Annotated in this window: 16 protein-coding genes and 1 riboswitch; of the genes, 2 read left to right on the top strand and 14 right to left on the bottom strand. The window is 39.8% G+C overall.

Features of this window, described 5'->3' with window-relative positions:
- Positions 1–354 precede the first annotated feature (354 nt).
- From H7992_RS09095 to H7992_RS09055, 9 genes are all read right to left on the bottom strand, one after another.
- On the bottom strand, positions 355–912 hold the full coding sequence (locus H7992_RS09095) for a GNAT family N-acetyltransferase (RefSeq protein WP_255428630.1): 558 nt from the start codon (positions 910–912) through the stop codon (positions 355–357).
- Between the two features lie 652 nt (positions 913–1,564).
- On the bottom strand, positions 1,565–1,918 hold the full coding sequence (locus tag H7992_RS09090) for a hypothetical protein (RefSeq protein ID WP_067207792.1): 354 nt from the start codon (positions 1,916–1,918) through the stop codon (positions 1,565–1,567).
- A gap of 323 nt (positions 1,919–2,241) precedes the next feature.
- Positions 2,242–2,688, bottom strand: a complete 447-nt coding sequence (locus tag H7992_RS09085) for a small multi-drug export protein (RefSeq protein ID WP_187047839.1) — start codon at positions 2,686–2,688, stop codon at positions 2,242–2,244.
- Positions 2,688–3,176, bottom strand: a complete 489-nt coding sequence (locus H7992_RS09080) for a hypothetical protein (RefSeq protein ID WP_187047332.1) — start codon at positions 3,174–3,176, stop codon at positions 2,688–2,690. The genes H7992_RS09085 and H7992_RS09080 overlap by 1 nt, the downstream gene beginning before the upstream one ends.
- A gap of 2 nt (positions 3,177–3,178) precedes the next feature.
- Positions 3,179–3,382 carry a helix-turn-helix transcriptional regulator gene (locus H7992_RS09075; protein WP_187047331.1) on the bottom strand — a complete coding sequence of 68 codons (204 nt, stop codon included), beginning with the start codon at positions 3,380–3,382 and terminating at the stop codon, positions 3,179–3,181.
- A gap of 333 nt (positions 3,383–3,715) precedes the next feature.
- Positions 3,716–4,678: an ornithine carbamoyltransferase gene (argF, locus tag H7992_RS09070; RefSeq protein ID WP_187047330.1), complete on the bottom strand. Its 963-nt coding sequence runs from the start codon at positions 4,676–4,678 to the stop codon at positions 3,716–3,718.
- A 144-nt stretch (positions 4,679–4,822) separates the two neighbouring features.
- Positions 4,823–5,911, bottom strand: a complete 1,089-nt coding sequence (locus H7992_RS09065; RefSeq protein WP_187047329.1) for a M42 family metallopeptidase — start codon at positions 5,909–5,911, stop codon at positions 4,823–4,825.
- 339 nt (positions 5,912–6,250) lie between these two features.
- A complete protein-coding gene (locus H7992_RS09060; protein ID WP_067207779.1) occupies positions 6,251–7,231 on the bottom strand; it encodes a diaminopimelate dehydrogenase in 981 nt (326 codons plus the stop codon).
- Between the two features lie 16 nt (positions 7,232–7,247).
- Positions 7,248–8,357 (bottom strand): hypothetical protein, encoded by a 1,110-nt coding sequence (locus H7992_RS09055; RefSeq protein WP_187047328.1) that lies wholly within the window; start codon positions 8,355–8,357, stop codon positions 7,248–7,250.
- 168 nt (positions 8,358–8,525) lie between these two features.
- On the opposite strand from H7992_RS09055, the gene H7992_RS09050 reads away from it, so the two are divergent.
- Together H7992_RS09050 and queF are read left to right on the top strand one after the other, a co-directional pair.
- Positions 8,526–9,692, top strand: coding sequence for an MFS transporter (locus H7992_RS09050; protein ID WP_187047327.1), 1,167 nt, complete (start codon positions 8,526–8,528; stop codon positions 9,690–9,692).
- 26 nt (positions 9,693–9,718) lie between these two features.
- Positions 9,719–9,762: riboswitch (PreQ1 riboswitch) on the top strand.
- 86 nt (positions 9,763–9,848) lie between these two features.
- Positions 9,849–10,346 (top strand): preQ(1) synthase, encoded by a 498-nt coding sequence (queF, locus tag H7992_RS09045; protein WP_067207771.1) that lies wholly within the window; start codon positions 9,849–9,851, stop codon positions 10,344–10,346.
- A gap of 46 nt (positions 10,347–10,392) precedes the next feature.
- Here the strand turns inward: queF and recQ are convergent, their stop codons facing one another.
- The 5 genes from recQ to H7992_RS09020 form a co-directional block, all read right to left on the bottom strand.
- Complete coding sequence (gene recQ / locus H7992_RS09040; RefSeq protein WP_067207768.1) at positions 10,393–12,171, bottom strand: DNA helicase RecQ; 1,779 nt, start codon at positions 12,169–12,171, stop codon at positions 10,393–10,395.
- A 54-nt stretch (positions 12,172–12,225) separates the two neighbouring features.
- A complete protein-coding gene (locus H7992_RS09035; RefSeq protein ID WP_187047326.1) occupies positions 12,226–12,642 on the bottom strand; it encodes a hemerythrin domain-containing protein in 417 nt (138 codons plus the stop codon).
- A gap of 261 nt (positions 12,643–12,903) precedes the next feature.
- On the bottom strand, positions 12,904–14,313 hold the full coding sequence (locus H7992_RS09030) for a SpoVR family protein (RefSeq protein WP_067207763.1): 1,410 nt from the start codon (positions 14,311–14,313) through the stop codon (positions 12,904–12,906).
- On the bottom strand, positions 14,310–15,476 hold the full coding sequence (yhbH, locus tag H7992_RS09025) for a sporulation protein YhbH (RefSeq protein WP_067213898.1): 1,167 nt from the start codon (positions 15,474–15,476) through the stop codon (positions 14,310–14,312). The genes H7992_RS09030 and yhbH overlap by 4 nt, the downstream gene beginning before the upstream one ends.
- Before the next feature lie 98 nt (positions 15,477–15,574).
- The gene (locus tag H7992_RS09020; protein ID WP_067207760.1) at positions 15,575–17,470 is read right to left on the bottom strand and encodes a PrkA family serine protein kinase; all 1,896 of its coding nucleotides are present in this window, start codon (positions 17,468–17,470) and stop codon (positions 15,575–15,577) included.
- Between the last annotated feature and the right edge of the window lie 103 nt (positions 17,471–17,573).

Here is a 17,573-nt window from a genome sequence, read left to right as displayed (position 1 = left end):
CCGTTACTTATTTTGAATTATATCATTCATAATTGAAAATTCACATATTTTTACGTTCACGGAAGTATTTACCTCTCACTCAATAAGAAAAAGCTCCCCCGTAAGGAAGCCGATTCTTCAACTAAAGCATTCGGTAGTGAAATAAATTAGATGCAAAAATAATCCAGTAACAAAAAAGTGAAAAAACAATAAAGACAATAGTATACAATTAACGTTTAAAAGAGAATTACACAATCATAATTGAAATTATAAAAAGGAGCTGCTTAAGCTCCATTACTTATGCTAATGCGCTCGTTCGCTGAAAAAGAGATATAAAAACAGACCATTTAACTGGTCTGCCTATTCAAAGGTTAATTATGTCTTACATTCCCAATCTTTTCTAAGTAAACCCATAATATAAATATCATGATACTTACCAAATCTAAAGAGTTCTTCTTTTAGAGTACCTTCCAAAAGAAAACCACATTTTTCATAAGAACAAATCGCCCTTTTGTTATAGCCAAATACTTGAAGTTTCACTTTATTTAAATTCATATAATTAAAAATAAAATCTACCAATACTTTCATTGAATCGGTTCCATAGCCTTTTCCTTGGTTTTCAGGTCCTATTGAAACACCAACGTGACAAGTACTACTTTTCCAGTTCACTAAGTAAACAGCGATAGTTCCAATGAATAGTTTTTCGTCTTTAAGTTCGATGGCAAACATGTAGTCATCTTTCTCAGAACTAATCTCACTAAGAAATTTCTCGTGGTCCGCCTCAGTAGGTGGAAATGGAATACCATCATTCATTAATAAACGACTTTCCATTATATCTTCAATTGCAAAGAAATTCGCATAATCCTCTTTTGTAATTTTACGTAAAGCAATTTTATTTCCTGATAAAAAACTCTCACTATAATGCTTAATCAATTTAATGTCCCCCAATTAAATTGCAGGGGTCAGCAGTAAGGGTTTGCGATATTCTACTGTGCCCTTGCGAAGTTTTTTTGTTCACTTAATTCTTTTAAAACTTCTACTGCAATGCTCGATAACATAGGCTAATCTCCCTTTTTTTTGATACTCAAAGTATACATTGAATTCGCAGAAATTTCCAACCAATTATAGTTTTTTAATTTTCAAGGGAGTTCGATAAGATAAAACATGCCCAAGAAACCTAAGTAGCTCCGGTAATGTGGATATAAGGTTGGAAGACAACAAATTACATATTGTTCAACAAGTTAAATAACATTAAACTTAGCACAAAAAATCGCTTGGATATCAATGCGGCCACTGAAAAAGTTCTTTTTCATAGTAAGAACTAGTTGATTGTAGTGAAAAGCGGCTTTTGCGAGCAAGGGTCAAGAATGACTTAATTTCTGCAAAGAACACAGAAATACGGCAAATCGAACCCTTTGCTTTCGATTGGCTAAAGCCGTGCCTGCGGAAAGCATCCGCTCGGAACGAAAATCAACGGGATTGAAGGAAATATGACTTTTTCAGTGGCTTCATATCAATCCGAGCGATTTTCATTTTAGCGTACTTATCTTTTTCAATTAAAGCCATCTTTGCTTAAACAAGGGATTTATTCACCTGGCATATAGCCAATTACTTCATTGAGATTGGGGTCAATAAGTATTAAAGGGGTACCAACCACAACATTCTCTTTGTCTTCAAAAGAAACGATTAATATCTCTTTTCCTTCATAAGTTTTATCCAACAATTCATAGCTATTATTCGCAATCATTTTCTTCACTTTCGCACTTTTCCAGTCTTTTTTAGCATTGTCATTCCAACCTTTTTCTTCGATAAACGCCCAAGCAACTTCTCTGACATTTTCATAACTATCTGTATCAGTGATATTCCCTACTTCTTGGTTATTTGAACAACCAACAATCAAAAATGCTGTTATTGCTAAATATAAAAATTTCAACTTCATATACTTTTCACCCACTTTTCTTATTACTCGCCAGGTTTACCAGTATAAATCACTACACCTTCACTATTGTAAGCAATATATTCAGCTTCATAGACATCATTACTATCAATTCTAATCATTCAAACCTTTCAGCAGAACCTTTGGGTAGAAGTTCAAAGTCATAGAAAATGTCCGTCAGTCATTGATGATTGGAACCGAAGTGTGTTGTGCTAGTTTCTTCACCATTTAATTGCTGAAGTGGCCGTGGTCGATCCAACAATTAAAAAACAAACTAAACAAACACGAAAGTTTAAACTTTCGTGTTTGTTTCTGCATTATTAGATTCAAAGGTTTTCCACGAAGAAATCGAAGCCCATCGCTGTCGCAATGCCGAATACAAGCGTCCATAACGCAATGCTAATCGTCATCCAAATTGTCGTGTTCACTTTACTTGCCCCAAATAACAATCCGATAAACGCCGCAATATGTGTTCCGATTAAAACCGGACCGAGCAACGCGAGTCCAGGCATACCATATTTATTCCAGATTCGTTTCCCCCGCTCAGTCCGCTTCGATTCTTCTTTTCCATCCTTCTTTTTCCTTGACTCCATCCATTCCTTCACTTTTTGGAATGCAATAATGAGAATCAGCACCGTCAGCATATTACCAACGAATGCAAGGATCATAACCCAAAACGGGGACAACCCTCTAATGATGCCTAGCGGGATGACAAGTGCGATTTCTAACCACGGAATGGCAGCACCTAGAAACACTAAAAAATATTCAAACATCATTCATCTACCCCCGTATATTTCCTGACTTCTGTGTAATAAATTAAATATTGCCCCATTGAAAGAAGTAAAAGAACCATTACCACACCAATCGTTCCAACTTGGAGTCCTAAAGACAAACCAGCAAAAAGGGGGATGGACCAAACAAAATAAGTATAGACTTTCTTTGTCGCCCGTTTCGTAACCTCTTGAAATAGTTCGTCATCCTCCATATATTCTTGCGGCTTCCATGAGAAAACATTTATTTTATGATTCGGCATCCGTTTATTGTGCTTGACAACGTTCCAAGTAAATAACGCTAAATAGAAAACGAAAACAAGCAGCGCAACTCCCCAAATCACTCCCCATTCCTCTTGAACATTAACCTCAAAGGTCCTATCTCCCACTGTGAAAACAGAAGATAAACCAACCAGCCAAGTGAGGAGCATTGCTATAACGATGACACCCATTTGCCATAGTGGATACGTAATTCTCATATCATTCTTCATTGTCATTCCTCCCCTTCTAACCAAAATAATTCGTTAATATCACATTCCAATGCACGTGCCAATCTCAATGAAAGTGTCACGGACGGTGAAAATTCCCCTTTTTCGATGAAGCCAATTGTTTGTCGTGTCACGCCAACACGTTTTGCCAGTTCAATTTGTGTGAAATCATGTCGTGCTCGCAATTCTTTCAGCCGATTCTTTAACATCGTGACACCTCCTATTCATAATGTATACTAAACTTAACATTGTGTACAGTATTATTAACATTAAGTTAGGTTTAATATACAAAAAAAGCCCAGGCATTAAAACCTGGACTTGTTAATCTATAGAAGTTGGATGTGAGTACTTGCCAATTAGTTACAAGTCATTTTTTGATGTAGTCAGGACTGTCGATTACGTTATGACCGGCATGGGGCTAGTTATGCTCACCACGGGTGTACTTATGACCGCCACGTAGCTCCTCCTTATGCTCGCCATGGAGGCACTTATGACCGCCACGTGCTACTCACATCAAAACCTGGACTTGTTAATTTATTTTATTACAACAATGAAGCAAGAACCGCTTTTTGCGCATGCAGTCGATTGCCCGCTTGCTGAAATACATAAGAATTCGGTCCATCAATAACAGACGTCGCAACTTCTTCTTCACGGTGTGCAGGTAAGCAATGCAAGAACATATAATCTTTTTTCGCATGTGCGACCAATCCGTCATTAATTTGAAACTCTTTGAATGCTTCTAGGCGTGCAGCCGCTTCCTCTTCTTGGCCCATACTCGTCCAGACATCTGTATAAACGACGTCAGCTCCAGCGACAGCCTCTATTGGATTCGTTGTTTCAAAGACACTTCCGCCATTTTTAACAGCAATGGCTTTCACTTTCACTAAGAGGTTCGGATTGTATTCGAACCCTTTTGGCGTCGCGACAGCTACGTGCATACCCATATGTGCCGCAGCAATTACAAGTGAATGCGCTACATTATTACCGTCTCCTACATATGCTAACTTCAGCCCCGCTAATGAACCTTTCACTTCCAAAACTGTCAGCAAGTCTGCTAGCGCCTGACACGGATGGAAAATATCCGTCAAACCATTGATGATTGGAACCGAAGTGTGTTGTGCTAGTTCCTTCACCATTTCATGTGAATTCGCACGGATCATGACGCCGTCCAAGTACTCAGACAATACATGACCTGTGTCATAAACGGACTCCCCACGGCCGATTTGCAAGTCACGTGCATTCATGAACATTGCATGCCCCCCAAGTTGGATCATACCCACTTCGAATGAAATACGTGTACGCGTTGAATGCTTTTCAAAAATCATCCCCAGTGTTTTTCCGGCCAATAAATTCGGCATCTTGCCAGCCGCCATATCTTTTTTCATGGCATCTGCTTTATGCAATAAATACGATACCTCTTCATGTGTATAATCAAGCAGGGTAAGTAAATCTCTCCCTTTCAATCCTTCTACTATTTTCGCATTATCCATTTCAATCTTCACCATTCCCTCATCCCCTATCGTTTATTTCAATTGGTATCTCTGATTATATGTATGCATAATTATAAAGTCAAGTGTATTTTTATAGATTTATTCAAATAAAAAAACTGCCCAGACCATTTAATTGGCCTGAGCAGAATAATCGTTCAATTATTCAAATGTAATCTTATTCACCGTGTCACGGTCTAATTTCTTAATGACTGCGACAATCAGTTTCACTGTATTTTCATAATCGTCGCGGTGCAGGATACCTGCATGCGAGTGAATATAACGTGTTGGAATACAGATTGCAAGTGATGGTACGCCATTGCCTGACAGATGAATTGAACCTGCATCTGTTCCTCCGCCTGGAATCGTTTCAAACTGATAAGGAATGCTATTCTCTTCAGCTGTGTCAACAACAAGTTCACGCAACCCTTTATGCGATACCATTGAAGCATCGAATAATAGAATTTGTGGACCATCGCCCATTTTACCAGTAGCTTCTTTGGACGTAACACCTGGCGTGTCGCCAGCGATTCCTACATCAACTGCAAATCCGATGTCCGGCTGAATTTTCGTTGCCGCTGTGCGCGCACCACGAAGACCTATTTCTTCTTGTGCAGCCCCCACTCCGAAAACGATATTTGGATGTTTTTCATCTTTAAGCGCTTTCATTACGTCAATCGCAATTGCACAGCCGATACGGTTGTCCCACGCTTTTGCAAGAAGGTATTTTTCATTATTCATCACTGTGAATTCGAAATACGGTACAACCATATCTCCAGGTAGAATGCCCCACTTCATTGCTTCTTCTTTCGAAGTTGCACCAACGTCAATGAACATATCTTTAATATCGACCGGTTTTTTACGCGCTTCAGGCGATAAGATATGCGGTGGTTTCGATCCAATAACACCTGTAACTGTGTCCCCTTTGCGTGTAACGATTGTCACGCGCTGTGCAAGCATTACTTGTGACCACCAGCCGCCTACTGTTTGAAATGATAGGAAACCTTTATCGTCAATTTTAGAAATCATGAATCCAACTTCATCAAGATGTCCCGCTAGCATGATTTTGGGTCCATTCTCATCGCCAGTTTTCTTCGCGATTAATGAACCAAGACCATCCTGTTCAATATCATCTGCAAATGGCTCTATGTACTTTCTCATAACTTCACGGGGTTCACGTTCGTTACCAGGAATCCCTTTTGCGTCTGTAAGTTCTTTCAGCATCACTAACGTTTCATCTAATTTCGTCAATTCCTTCGACCTCCTAAATAAATCGTACATGAGTAGTATATGCGAAAAGTGCACTATTATCAAAACATTTAGGATTGAGAATCAAATAAAGTAGAGAGTTGATCGAAATCACTATATAGTCGGCACTCAACAAGTGGAATGTTCTTCCAAAACAACTTAGTCGCTAGATTTGTTCGTTATACCCTGCAAGATATACCACCTTGTTAACTCCAAATAAGTAGTGCCGAATATATAGTAATAAACAAAACATCTCCATAAAAACAGCGTTACCTCAACTATAGAGGTAACGCTGCCGTTGTTTATTCAAAAAGCAATATGCAATTCTATTTCCAACTACAATTACAGCAATTCTTTCCGTAAATCTGCAGCACTTTTTGGAGAAAGCAATCCAGGCGCAATGTCGAAGACTGTTTTCGCACCCGTCTCACCGTTCTGATGCAACCTATAAGCTGCGCGTGCGTACGCAACAAGCACGCTTGATGTGAATTCAGGGTTGCTGTCGAGTTTCAAGGAATACTCCATCACTTGTGCGCTGTCTTCCCCTGTCTTACCGCTGCGAATCACGAAACCGCCGTGTGGCATCGCAGAGTGATCCTGTTTCAATTCTTCTTCAGTAATAAAAGTCACTGTCGTATCGTAATCTGTAAAGTAGTCAGGCATCGTGACAATCGTTTCTTTCACTTTGTTGCCGTCAACGCCATCTGCTAAGACTACATAACATTCGCGGGTATGCTTCTCACGCGTAGTCAATTCTGGTAATGAACCGCTACGCACTTTGTCAACAGCGTCCGGAACAGGAATTGTATATTGGACAGCACCTTTTACGCCTTCAATTCTTCTAAGCGCATCGGAATGTCCCTGACTCAATCCTTTGCCCCAGAACGTGTAAGTCGCACCTTCTGATAAGACCGCTTCGCCATAAAGACGATTAATGGAGAACAAACCTGGATCCCAGCCGACTGAAATGATGGCAATCTTACCGTTAGGTTTAGCCGATGCATCTACCGCTTCAAAGTAACCTGGAATTTTCGCATGTGTATCAAAGCTATCCACCGTGTTGAATAAAGCTGATAGGGCCGGGCCTTGCTCTGGTAAATCATTTTTCGATCCGCCGCAAAGGATGAGTACATCGATTGCATCAGTAAATTTATGAATGTCATCCATCATATGTACGGATACATTGCCATTCAGTAATTTCACATCTTCTGGATTTCTCCTTGTAAACACACCAACCAGTTCCATATCTTTATTCTGATTGATTGCAGACTCAACACCGCGTCCCAAATTTCCGTAACCTGCAATTCCGACTCTAATTGTCATCGTCGTATTTCCCCTTTCAATCTGTTGCATTCAATTTCAGCAATTTATAGTATAAGTTTATCTCTTTATTGGTCATTTTTCTATATAACTCGTCCGCTTTCGTAAAAAAAACTTCATCAATGGCAACAAACCCATAGCCACCGCCATTTTGTCTTAGCACAGGAAGGCCCTCGTATTTTAAGGGATAGCCGCCTTCCTCGCGAATAAACCCTTTTAACGACTTCATATATTTCATAATTTCACTATGCAATTTTTCATTACCATGCATCGGTTCCGATGATGTAAAGATAAGCGTCGTCGTCTCACCGTATGAACCCGTTCCGATTGAATCTGCCACATTTTCTGCAATCCATCCTGTAAACCGACCTTTGACACCTAGACGACTAATTTTATCAAAAGCTGAGCTTAGAATTTTAATTTTCATCAAAGACAAGTCTGATTCCTCTTCCTTCAGCTTCTCATTATTAAAATGCATGACCCATCCTCCAGTCGTCATTTCTCGATTTGATACGCTTTCTAGGCCGACAAAAGGTCCGAATTTCCTGGGTTCATCACTATACAGCTCTGCGAAAGTGTTTTGCATATCTTCTTGGACCACTTCGGGCATGTTCACAAGCAGTTGCTTTTCTATTGTGAACACTTCATTCACAATCTGCCCAAAATAGAATGGTATCTCTTTTTGAACACTGATTAATGCTGCAGCCAATCGGGAGCTCTCGTCTTCAAGACGGAGATTCAGCAAAAATGGAATTGTTTCCACCTGACCGTTACGCTTCCAAATAATTGCTTCCATCATTATCCTATCAACAGAAGATTGCACATGTTTCACAGCAATACCCGCTTTGATGATTTCCTCCACATCGAAATAATCCGTTAGAATGAACAATTCGATAGAAGTATCTGCTTTAAGATGCGGGATTAATGACAACCCTGCAGCAAATGATTTGTGAACGCCCCTATATTCAGGTTGTTTCAAATCGGGAGAGGGCATGTTTACTAAATCCCTCGCAAAAAACGGTTCGGAATAATGTTCCAAGTCTAGTTGAACGAAAATATATCGCTTTTCAATTTCATTTACAATTTCGCTATCATCTTGTTTTTTAAATAAGTTTGTAAAAAAGCCCACTCACCGTTTCCCCCTTTACCCATTCATATATTTCATTAATCTTATCGTTATCTTTCATTAATTGCTAAAGAATATGTTTTGTTCACAATCTCTCCTTTTCCCCTTAGGTCCAAATAATGCTAAAGTATAGGGTAGGATGTTATCTATTAATTGAAAAGAGGCTTCATTATGCGTGGTTTTGTTTACCTCATCGTTTTCTTCTCGTTTTTTGATTTATTTTCGCAACTGCCTGTCATGAGCCCATTTGCATTATCTCTTGGTGCTACACCATTTTTAGTTGGACTTGCAGTTGGTATGTATTCATTTTCAAATACTATCGGGAATGTCATTTCCGGTTTCATGACTGACAAAAGAGGACCTTTTTTCATACTCGTACTTGGACTATTTGCTTCGGCACTCTCTCTCTTCCTCTACGCGTTTGTTGATGGACCAATGTCATTGCTCGGTGTCCGCTTTGTCCATGGTTTTATGGAAGGGCTAATTGTACCAGCTGCGTTCACTTTCCTGGCAAATCGTGCAGAAGAATCTAAACGAGGTAAAAGTGTTGCAATTTCAGGTGCATTCGTTGGATTGGCAGCGATTATCGGTCCAGCTTATGGTGGTATTGTGGCAGCTAAAACAAGTACACCTTTCATTATGGCGGTCAACGGCAGCATCATGATGCTACTGGCAATACTTGCATTCTTTGTTCTCCGATCGTTTACATATGTACGAAAACAGCCTTCAAAAGGAGCTGACAGTTTCCGTGTCAGATATCTTTTCCAACATCCGGGGATGGTCAGAGCATTCGCGGGAGCATTCTTCTTAATGTTCTCACAAGGTGTACTTGCCCTTGTGTTGCCGCTAAAAGTTGAATCACTTGGATTTGATACCAAAACAACGGGGTTGTTACTAAGCACATTTGGCGTCGTCGCTATTCTCATCTTCTTATTGCCCATCAATCGAGTTTTTGACCGTGTACGGCCAGTTGTGACACTTGCATTCGGAATAACACTTATGGGATTAAGTATGCTGTTCCTGAGTCAAGTTGAGGAATTGAATTACTTATATATTGCAATGTGTATTTATGGGGCTGGATTCGCTTTCCTCTTCCCATCCATCAACTCGCTGCTAATCGATTCTTCATCTCCTGAATTTCGCGGGAAAGCATATGGTTACTTTTACGCGTTCTTCTCGATTGGTGTCGTTGCAGGTTCAAGCTTGATTGGATTCTTGGACTTGGAGTACCGAGGCGCTTTCATGCTGACAGGATTCATCCTCCTCGCTGTCGCTTTATATGCCTTGATTGGCTTGAAGAAAAAAGGATCTATTGACAAATCATCGCACGTCCTATAATGTCAGATACGAAATGAATACCCTGTTCGGGAGAGGTTCATAGCGACCCTCTATAAAAAACTATGGATGACGGAATTTACGCCATGTGCATTCGATATGGCCGTTTTCCCGGCGCCTATGGACCTCCCTGACAAAATATACGGGAGGTTTTTTTAATTGGCTGGAAGAGATGAAGCAACATTGACCGACTTAACTTTGCTCGGCAATCAAAACACGAAATACGTGTACGAGTACAACCCCGATGTTTTAGAGGCTGTCGACAATATGCATGTGGATCGCGATTACTTTGTTAAATTCAACTGTCCGGAGTTTACATCACTTTGTCCGATGACAGGGCAACCCGATTTCGCGACGATGTATATCAGTTTTGTGCCGGATAAAAAACTTGTGGAGAGTAAAGCACTCAAATTATATCTATTCAGTTTCCGAAATCATGGCGACTTTCATGAAGACTGCGTCAATATTATTATGAATGACATAATCAAACTAATTGAACCGCGTTATATCGAAGTATGGGGGAAATTTACGCCGCGTGGCGGCTTGTCAATCGATCCTTATTGCAACTATGGCAAACCCGAAACAAAATATGTACAAATGGCGGAACACCGGATGATGAATCACGATATGTATCCGGAAAAAGTTGATAATAGATAATTTGATAACAAAAAACCATCCGGACTGTTCATTGTCCGGATGGTTTTTATGCGTTTTGCATTTGAAAAGTCTTGATTTCTTCCATGAATGCTTCCCCGTATCTTTCCAATTTCGCAAGACCAACACCATTTACTTCGAGGAAATCATCATTTGTAACAGGCATTCTTGCCGCCATATCACGCAACGTTTTATCTGAAAAGACGACGAACGGCGGTACACCCGCTTCTTGAGCCAGTTTCATACGTAGTGCACGAAGCTGGTCGAATAGTGGATCATCATTCGCAACTTGCATTGTAATAACAGTCACTTTTCGATTGACTGTCACTTTACCTGTCAGCACATCTTTCCCTTGTTCACTGACGTAAATGGTTGGAAACTGCCCATTCTCCACGCCAAGATAACTTTCTGAAATGATGAACTCGATGAAATCAGATATATCTTTTGCGCTACGCCCTTTCATTAAACCGTATGTCGTTAATTTATCGAAACCGAATTCAATCACCTTCTTGTTCCGAGATCCTGTTAATACTTGTGCAATCATCGCCTTGCCAAACCGTTGTCCCATTCGAATGACACATGACAATACTTTTTGAACGTCTTCAGTCACATCCGTACTTTCACGTGTGTCGGTACAATTTGCACAGCGACCGCAGTCCTTCACATCTGTCTCTCCGAAATACAAAATAATGAATTTCTGAAGGCATGTTTCTGTATGGCAATAGTCAATCATTGACTGCAATTTTTCAAGCTCTGCCGGAATTCTGCTTGGGTCTTGTGATTGATCAATCAAGAAACGCTGGGTTTGTACATCCTGTGATGAAAATAGCACAGTACAAGCACTGTCAAGCCCATCACGTCCTGCACGCCCTGCCTCCTGATAATAGCTCTCCATATTTTTCGGCATCTGGTAATGAATAACATAGCGGATATTGGATTTATCAATTCCCATGCCGAATGCATTTGTCGCAACCATGACTGACGCCTCATCATTCAAAAAACGGTCTTGTCCAGACTGACGTTCAATATCTCCAAGTCCAGCATGATATTTCGCAACAGACACTCCACTTTTTTGAAGAATGTCGTGCACATGATCAACCGCTTTTCGTGTAGCAGCGTAAATAATGCCCGCTTCTCCTTCATTTTTACGGACGTATTCTTTTACAAATTTTTCACGGTCTTGCCCTTTGACGACCGAAAAAGTGAGGTTTGCCCGCTCAAATCCTGTCATAACCGTATTATTTTCACTAATTCCAAGCTGACGGCAAATATCTTCCCGGACAGCTGGTGTGGCAGTAGCTGTTAGTGCAAGGAGAACCGGCTTTTTATCAAATAGAGAAACAATACTGCTTATATTGCGGTAACTTGGACGGAAATCGTGACCCCATTGCGAAATACAATGTGCTTCGTCAATAGCGACCATCGGAATTGTCATCCGCCGCAACTGATTTTTGAAAGACGGTGAGTCAAGACGTTCAGGGGCGACGTAAAGAAGCTGATACTCGCCCAACACGGCTCTCTCCATTGTTTCAAAGTATTCCTCTGATGAAAGTGAACTATTGATGTACGCTGCGGGAATCCCTACTTGGTGGAGTGCATCGACTTGGTCTTTCATCAGTGAAATAAGTGGTGAAATAACAAGAACGGTGCCATCCATCACGAGTGCGGGCACTTGGTAACAGACAGACTTCCCGCCCCCCGTTGGCATAACGCAAAGTGTATCCTGATAGCTCATAACGCCCCGGATAACTTGCTCCTGACCTGTCCTAAAAGAAGGATACCCAAAATATGTTGTCAATATTGATAAAGCTTTTTCGATTTGGACCATCTCCTAACTATATATCAAAGAAAAAAGCACCGGTTAATGGCGCTTAAAGTAGTATTAGTTTTCAAAAAGCATGCGTTCTTCATCGCGGCTATGTATTTCATTGACGACGATTAATGCATGAAACCTATGAAGTACAGCAGGACTCAGATTTTCGTCCTCACGCAGTTGTTCAATATCCTTCACGATAATCCGTAGCAAATCATGGTCTCGTGTCAATTGAACAACAGTGTCCTTCAGATCAGGATTCCGTTCGGCAACTTCTCCGTAAAACCCTTGTTCTTCGGCATCCGCGTGACTGATAACACGTGTCTTCCAGTATTCAATTAAATCATCAGCCGCCTGGTTCGCCAACGCAAGATCACCCTGTTGAAGAAATTCCATCATGCCCTCTGTCTTACTAACTGCCCCTGAAAGTCCGCCTTCATGAATTGCGCGGTGGGAGTGTAGTTTCTTAAGTGCTGGTCCAGCCATTTCATTCACTCTCCCGTCTTAAGCTTTACTTTAAGAATAACAGATTATGCGGCGTATTGAAATGAAAGTCCGTTCGCCATTATATGAATTTCGTTTTCATTGATGTTTTACCTTTTGCCACTTCAATTTCCACATAAGCACCATTAACGAATGTATCTCCCAGTCCATGAACCTTTACCCCATCGGAATCTGGACGAGAAAAAAACCCACAACCGAAAATCCGATCGCGGGATAGTACTACTTCTAACTATTGGTTATCACTTAAACATACCGTCGATATACCTTGTTCCGATCATATGAATAGACGACTTGCAAATTCTCTACATACGTTTCTAGATGTACAATCCGTCCCCATAATTGATAAATATAAGGAAGCACACTTTCTAAATACTTAAGATCCAGCTCGGTCCCCTCGTATTTATGCACCAAATACAGTTCTCCGTTGCGCAAGTAATCTCCATTTTCAACTACGATATATGGAAAACCACCGTTTACACGCATGGATACTAGTTGATTTCTTACATTTTCATAATCTTTAGTAGTAATTTGATAGTTGCCGCCCTTTTTTTCAAAGAGATATAAATCTTCCTGTTGAACTAACTCTTTGGTGACATAGTTGCGGATAAAGGATATATCCGATTCAATTTCTCTCACTTCAAAGATTTTTTCTATACCCGTGTTAGGCTGGACCCCTAACCTTCTCAATTTCTCCGTCGGATTATTGTATCTCTTTTCAATATCCTCGTAAATTTTCAATCCTAGATAATAGGGATTAATCGAGGTTTTCGAAGGCTGGATAACATTCGCATTCAATGTAGCAAATTCGATTGTTTCATCTGAGGTTAAATCCATTTCCCTCAAAATACGTTGATGCCAAAAAGATGCCCAGCCCTCATTCATAATTTTCGTTTCAAGCTGTGGCCAAAAGTAGAGCATTTCCTCTCGCATCATCGTTAATATATCACGTTGCCATTCTTCCAGTTCACGACTATACTCCAAAATAAATAGCAAAAGATCTTTTTCCTGATTTTGAGGTACTTTCTTTCCCTTTGGTGTTGTTACTTTCTTCTCTGCCGCTTTTCTATCCAAATTCCATAAATCATCATAAGGCGTTTTCCGTATAATTTCTTCTTCAACACTTTCCTCATCCAAATCATCAGCTGGCCGTTGAGGCCTTAGTATAGAAGGATCAATATGTTCCTGAATGGCTAATACAGCATCTAAAAAACGTTCTACCTCATCTTTACCATGGATCATTTCATAATTCGCAATGCGCTCAGCCGTTGCAGTCATACTCTCTACCATGTCTTTTCTTGTGTTAGAGAATCGAACATTATTTTTGAAAAAATCACAATGGGCAAGAACATGGGCAACAATAAGTTTGTTTTGAATAAGGCTGTTCGTATCCAGCAAAAACGCATAACAAGGATTTGAATTAATGACTAACTCATAGATTTGACTCAAACCAAGATCATATTGCAACTTCATTTTATGAAATTGCTTTCCAAAACTCCAATGAGTAAAACGGGTTGGCATCCCATACGCTCCAAATGTGTAAATTATATCGGCAGGGCAAATTTCATACCGCATGGGATAATAGTCGAGACCAAATCCAGTTGCGATCTCTGTGATTTCATCAATCGCACGGTGAAGCGCTTTTATTTCCGTCAATCGAATCCCTCCAAGTTTTTATGGAAGAAGCTTTTAAGCGCAAAGTAAACATCTCGTTTTTCTTTCAATATATAATGACGGAATTTCGGGTCATCGATTTTTTTAAATGAGGACATCATTGTTGAAAAACGATTATAGGCATTTACCTCACCGTAACCAAACATATTGGAAACAGCCATAAGTTCTTGAACAAGTTTTATACATTTTTCATTATCAGATGACATATTTTCTCCGTCAGAAAAGTGAAACGGATAGATATTATAGCGTACAGGATTGTATTTATTTTCAATCAATTCAAGTGCTTTTATATACGCGGATGAACAAATAGTACCCCCACTTTCCCCTTTCGAGAAAAAGTCCTCTTCAGTCACCACTTTTGCTTCTGTATGATGCGCAATAAATTCAAATTCAACTGTTTCATATTTCGTGCGCAAAAAATTAGCCATCCAAAAGAAAAAACTTCTCGCCATCATTTTTTCGAAATTACCCATTGATGCACTCGTATCCATCATGGCAAGAACTACTGCTTTAGATTCAGGTTTTTTCACATCGTCCCATGTTTTAAAACGTAAATCATCATTGTGAAAGGGTGCAATTTCAGCTTTCCCTTTGATGGCATTCCTTTTAATAGCAGTTAAAATCGTTCGTTTTTTATCAATATTTCCGATAAGTCCTTTTTTTCGGATATCATTAAACTCAATTTTTTCAGCCGTGTTTTCGGCCTGCTCTTTTTGTTCCAAATCCGGTAATTCCATTTCTTTAAACAAGGCATCCTCTAATTCAGCAATCGAGACTTCTGCTTCATAATAGTCTTCCCCCGCTTGATCCCCGGCTTGTTTCCCTGTCCCTGGCCCACTTTTCCCCTGCGATCCATCTTTCGCAACCACATCACCTACTTGGCTATCTCCATTTCCTTGCCCTACATGCTTTGATTTGTCATGATTGTATCGAATTTTATATTCATCTAGCGAACGTATGGGGATTTTAATAACGTCCTTACCTTTTGACAAAATAATACTTTCCTCACTGATTAAATCAGGCAAGTTATTTTGAATAGCTTCTTTCACTTTATCTAAGTGACGTTGCTGATCTTGATGGCCCTTTCGGTGAAGAGACCAGTTTTCTTGTGAGATAGCAAAATGTTCATTGTCTTTTTCACTCATCTTCATCCACACCCATCTTTTAGCCAATGTATGCTTGTGATTTTTAGAAAAAAACAAGACCAATGCTTCATCAGTCTTGCTCATTTATCTTCCAGCATTTATCGATTTAGTAGACTTCCAACATAGCGCAACAATTCATTTGCCGAAATTGAATTATAACCATACTCATCGATAAGTCGTGCGATGACTTCATTCACCTTTTTAAGATGCGATTCGTCTGGAGTTTTGGATGAAGTCGTAATTTTGACAACATCTTTTAAATCTGAAAACAGTTTCTTTTGAATGGCTTCTCGCAAACGCTCATGGGAATTATAGTCAAAACGCTTTCCTTTCCTTGCATAAGCGGAAAGTCGAATGAGAATTTCCTCTCGAAAAGCTTTTTTAGCATTTTCCGAAATACCAATTTGTTCTTCAATGGAACGCATCAATTTTTCGTCCGGATTCATTTCTTCTCCTGTTAAAAAATCTCGCAATTTGTTTTTATTGCAATAGGCTTCAACATTATCGAGGTAGTTATCCATCATCGATACCGCGGACTCTTCATATGAATAAACGAATGCTTTTTGGACTTCTTTCTTTGCAATTTCATCAAATTCTTTTCTTGCGATTGCAATATAGTTCATATACTTTTCACGGTCTGCTTGTGAAATGGAAGCATGCTGGTCTAGCCCATCTTTCAAAGAACGTAAGACATCTAGTGCATTAATTGAAGAAACTTCTTTTCGAATGATAGCCGATGAAATTCGGTTGATGACATAACGTGGATCAATGCCGTTCATTCCTTCATTCGGAAACTCCTTCTTCAATTCCTCTACATCCATTTGATTAAATCCTTCAACACTTTCCCCGTCGTAAAGACGCATTTTCTTTACAACATCGATTCCTTGTTTCTTAGAATCTTCCAGACGTGTCAACACTGAAAATATCGCAGCTACCTTAAATGCATGTGGAGCAATATGAACATGCGTCATATCACTTTCTTTAATCATTTTTTCGTAAATACACTCTTCTTGGCTAACTTTTAGATTATAAGGAATCGGCATTACAATAATTCTTGAGTGAAGAGCCTCATTTTTTTTATTGGCAATAAAAGATCGGTACTCTGTTTCATTGGTATGCGCAACAATTAGTTCATCTGCGCTAATCAACGCGAACCTGCCCGCCTTAAAGTTACCTTCCTGGGTCAGCGATAATAAATGCCATAGAAACTTCTCATCCAGCTTCAGCATTTCCTGAAATTCCATCATGCCTCTGTTTGCTTTATTCAATTCACCGTCAAAGCGATAAGCACGCGGATCCGATTCGGAACCAAATTCGGCAATTGTAGAAAAGTCGATACTTCCCGTTAAATCCGCAATATCCTGTGATTTTGGATCGGAAGGTGTAAATGTTCCAATACCGACACGTTTGTCTTCCGAGAAAAAGATTCGTTCTACCAGTACATTTTCAATTTCACCATCGTATTCTTGTTCAAGTCGCATAGAATTTAGCGGCGACAGGCTTCCTTCAATACGAATACCATACCCCTCTAAAAAATCTTTGCGTAAATGCTGCGGGATTAAATGTAGCGGATCTTCATGCATTGGACAGCCTTTGATGGCGTAAACCGCACCCTCGTCTGTTTTGGAATAGTTCTCAAGTCCGCGTTTCAATAAAGTCACGATTGTAGATTTACCACCACTCACTGGTCCCATCAACAACAAAATCCGTTTACGAACTTCTAGTCTTTTAGCTGCGGGATGAAAGTATTCTTCCACAAGCCTTTCGATTGACTCTTCAAGTCCAAAAATCTCTTCTCCAAAAAATTGATAGAGCCTGTTACCATCTTTCTCCACTAATCCAGAGCTTTTAATCATATTATAAACACGTGAATGTGCTGTTTGTGCGACTTCTTTTCTGTCCTTCACTATGGCTAGGTACTCAGCAAACGTGCCTTCCCACTTAAGTCTGTTTTCTTCTTCTCGGAAATTTCTTACTTTGTTTAATATATCCATCAATTTCCCTCCAGTCAGGGCATGTTTTATCCATAGTATGCGAGGAGGGAAGTTATAATGACGGTCAATATGAAAAGTGCCACATCCAGAAACGGTTCAATCC

This window comes from Sporosarcina sp. resist (genome assembly GCF_014302295.1).
In the GTDB taxonomy this organism is placed as follows: Bacteria; Bacillota; Bacilli; order Bacillales_A; family Planococcaceae; genus Sporosarcina; species Sporosarcina psychrophila.
The sequence above is the reverse complement of the archived record's forward strand: the minus strand, read 5'-3'. Positions and strand labels throughout refer to the sequence as shown.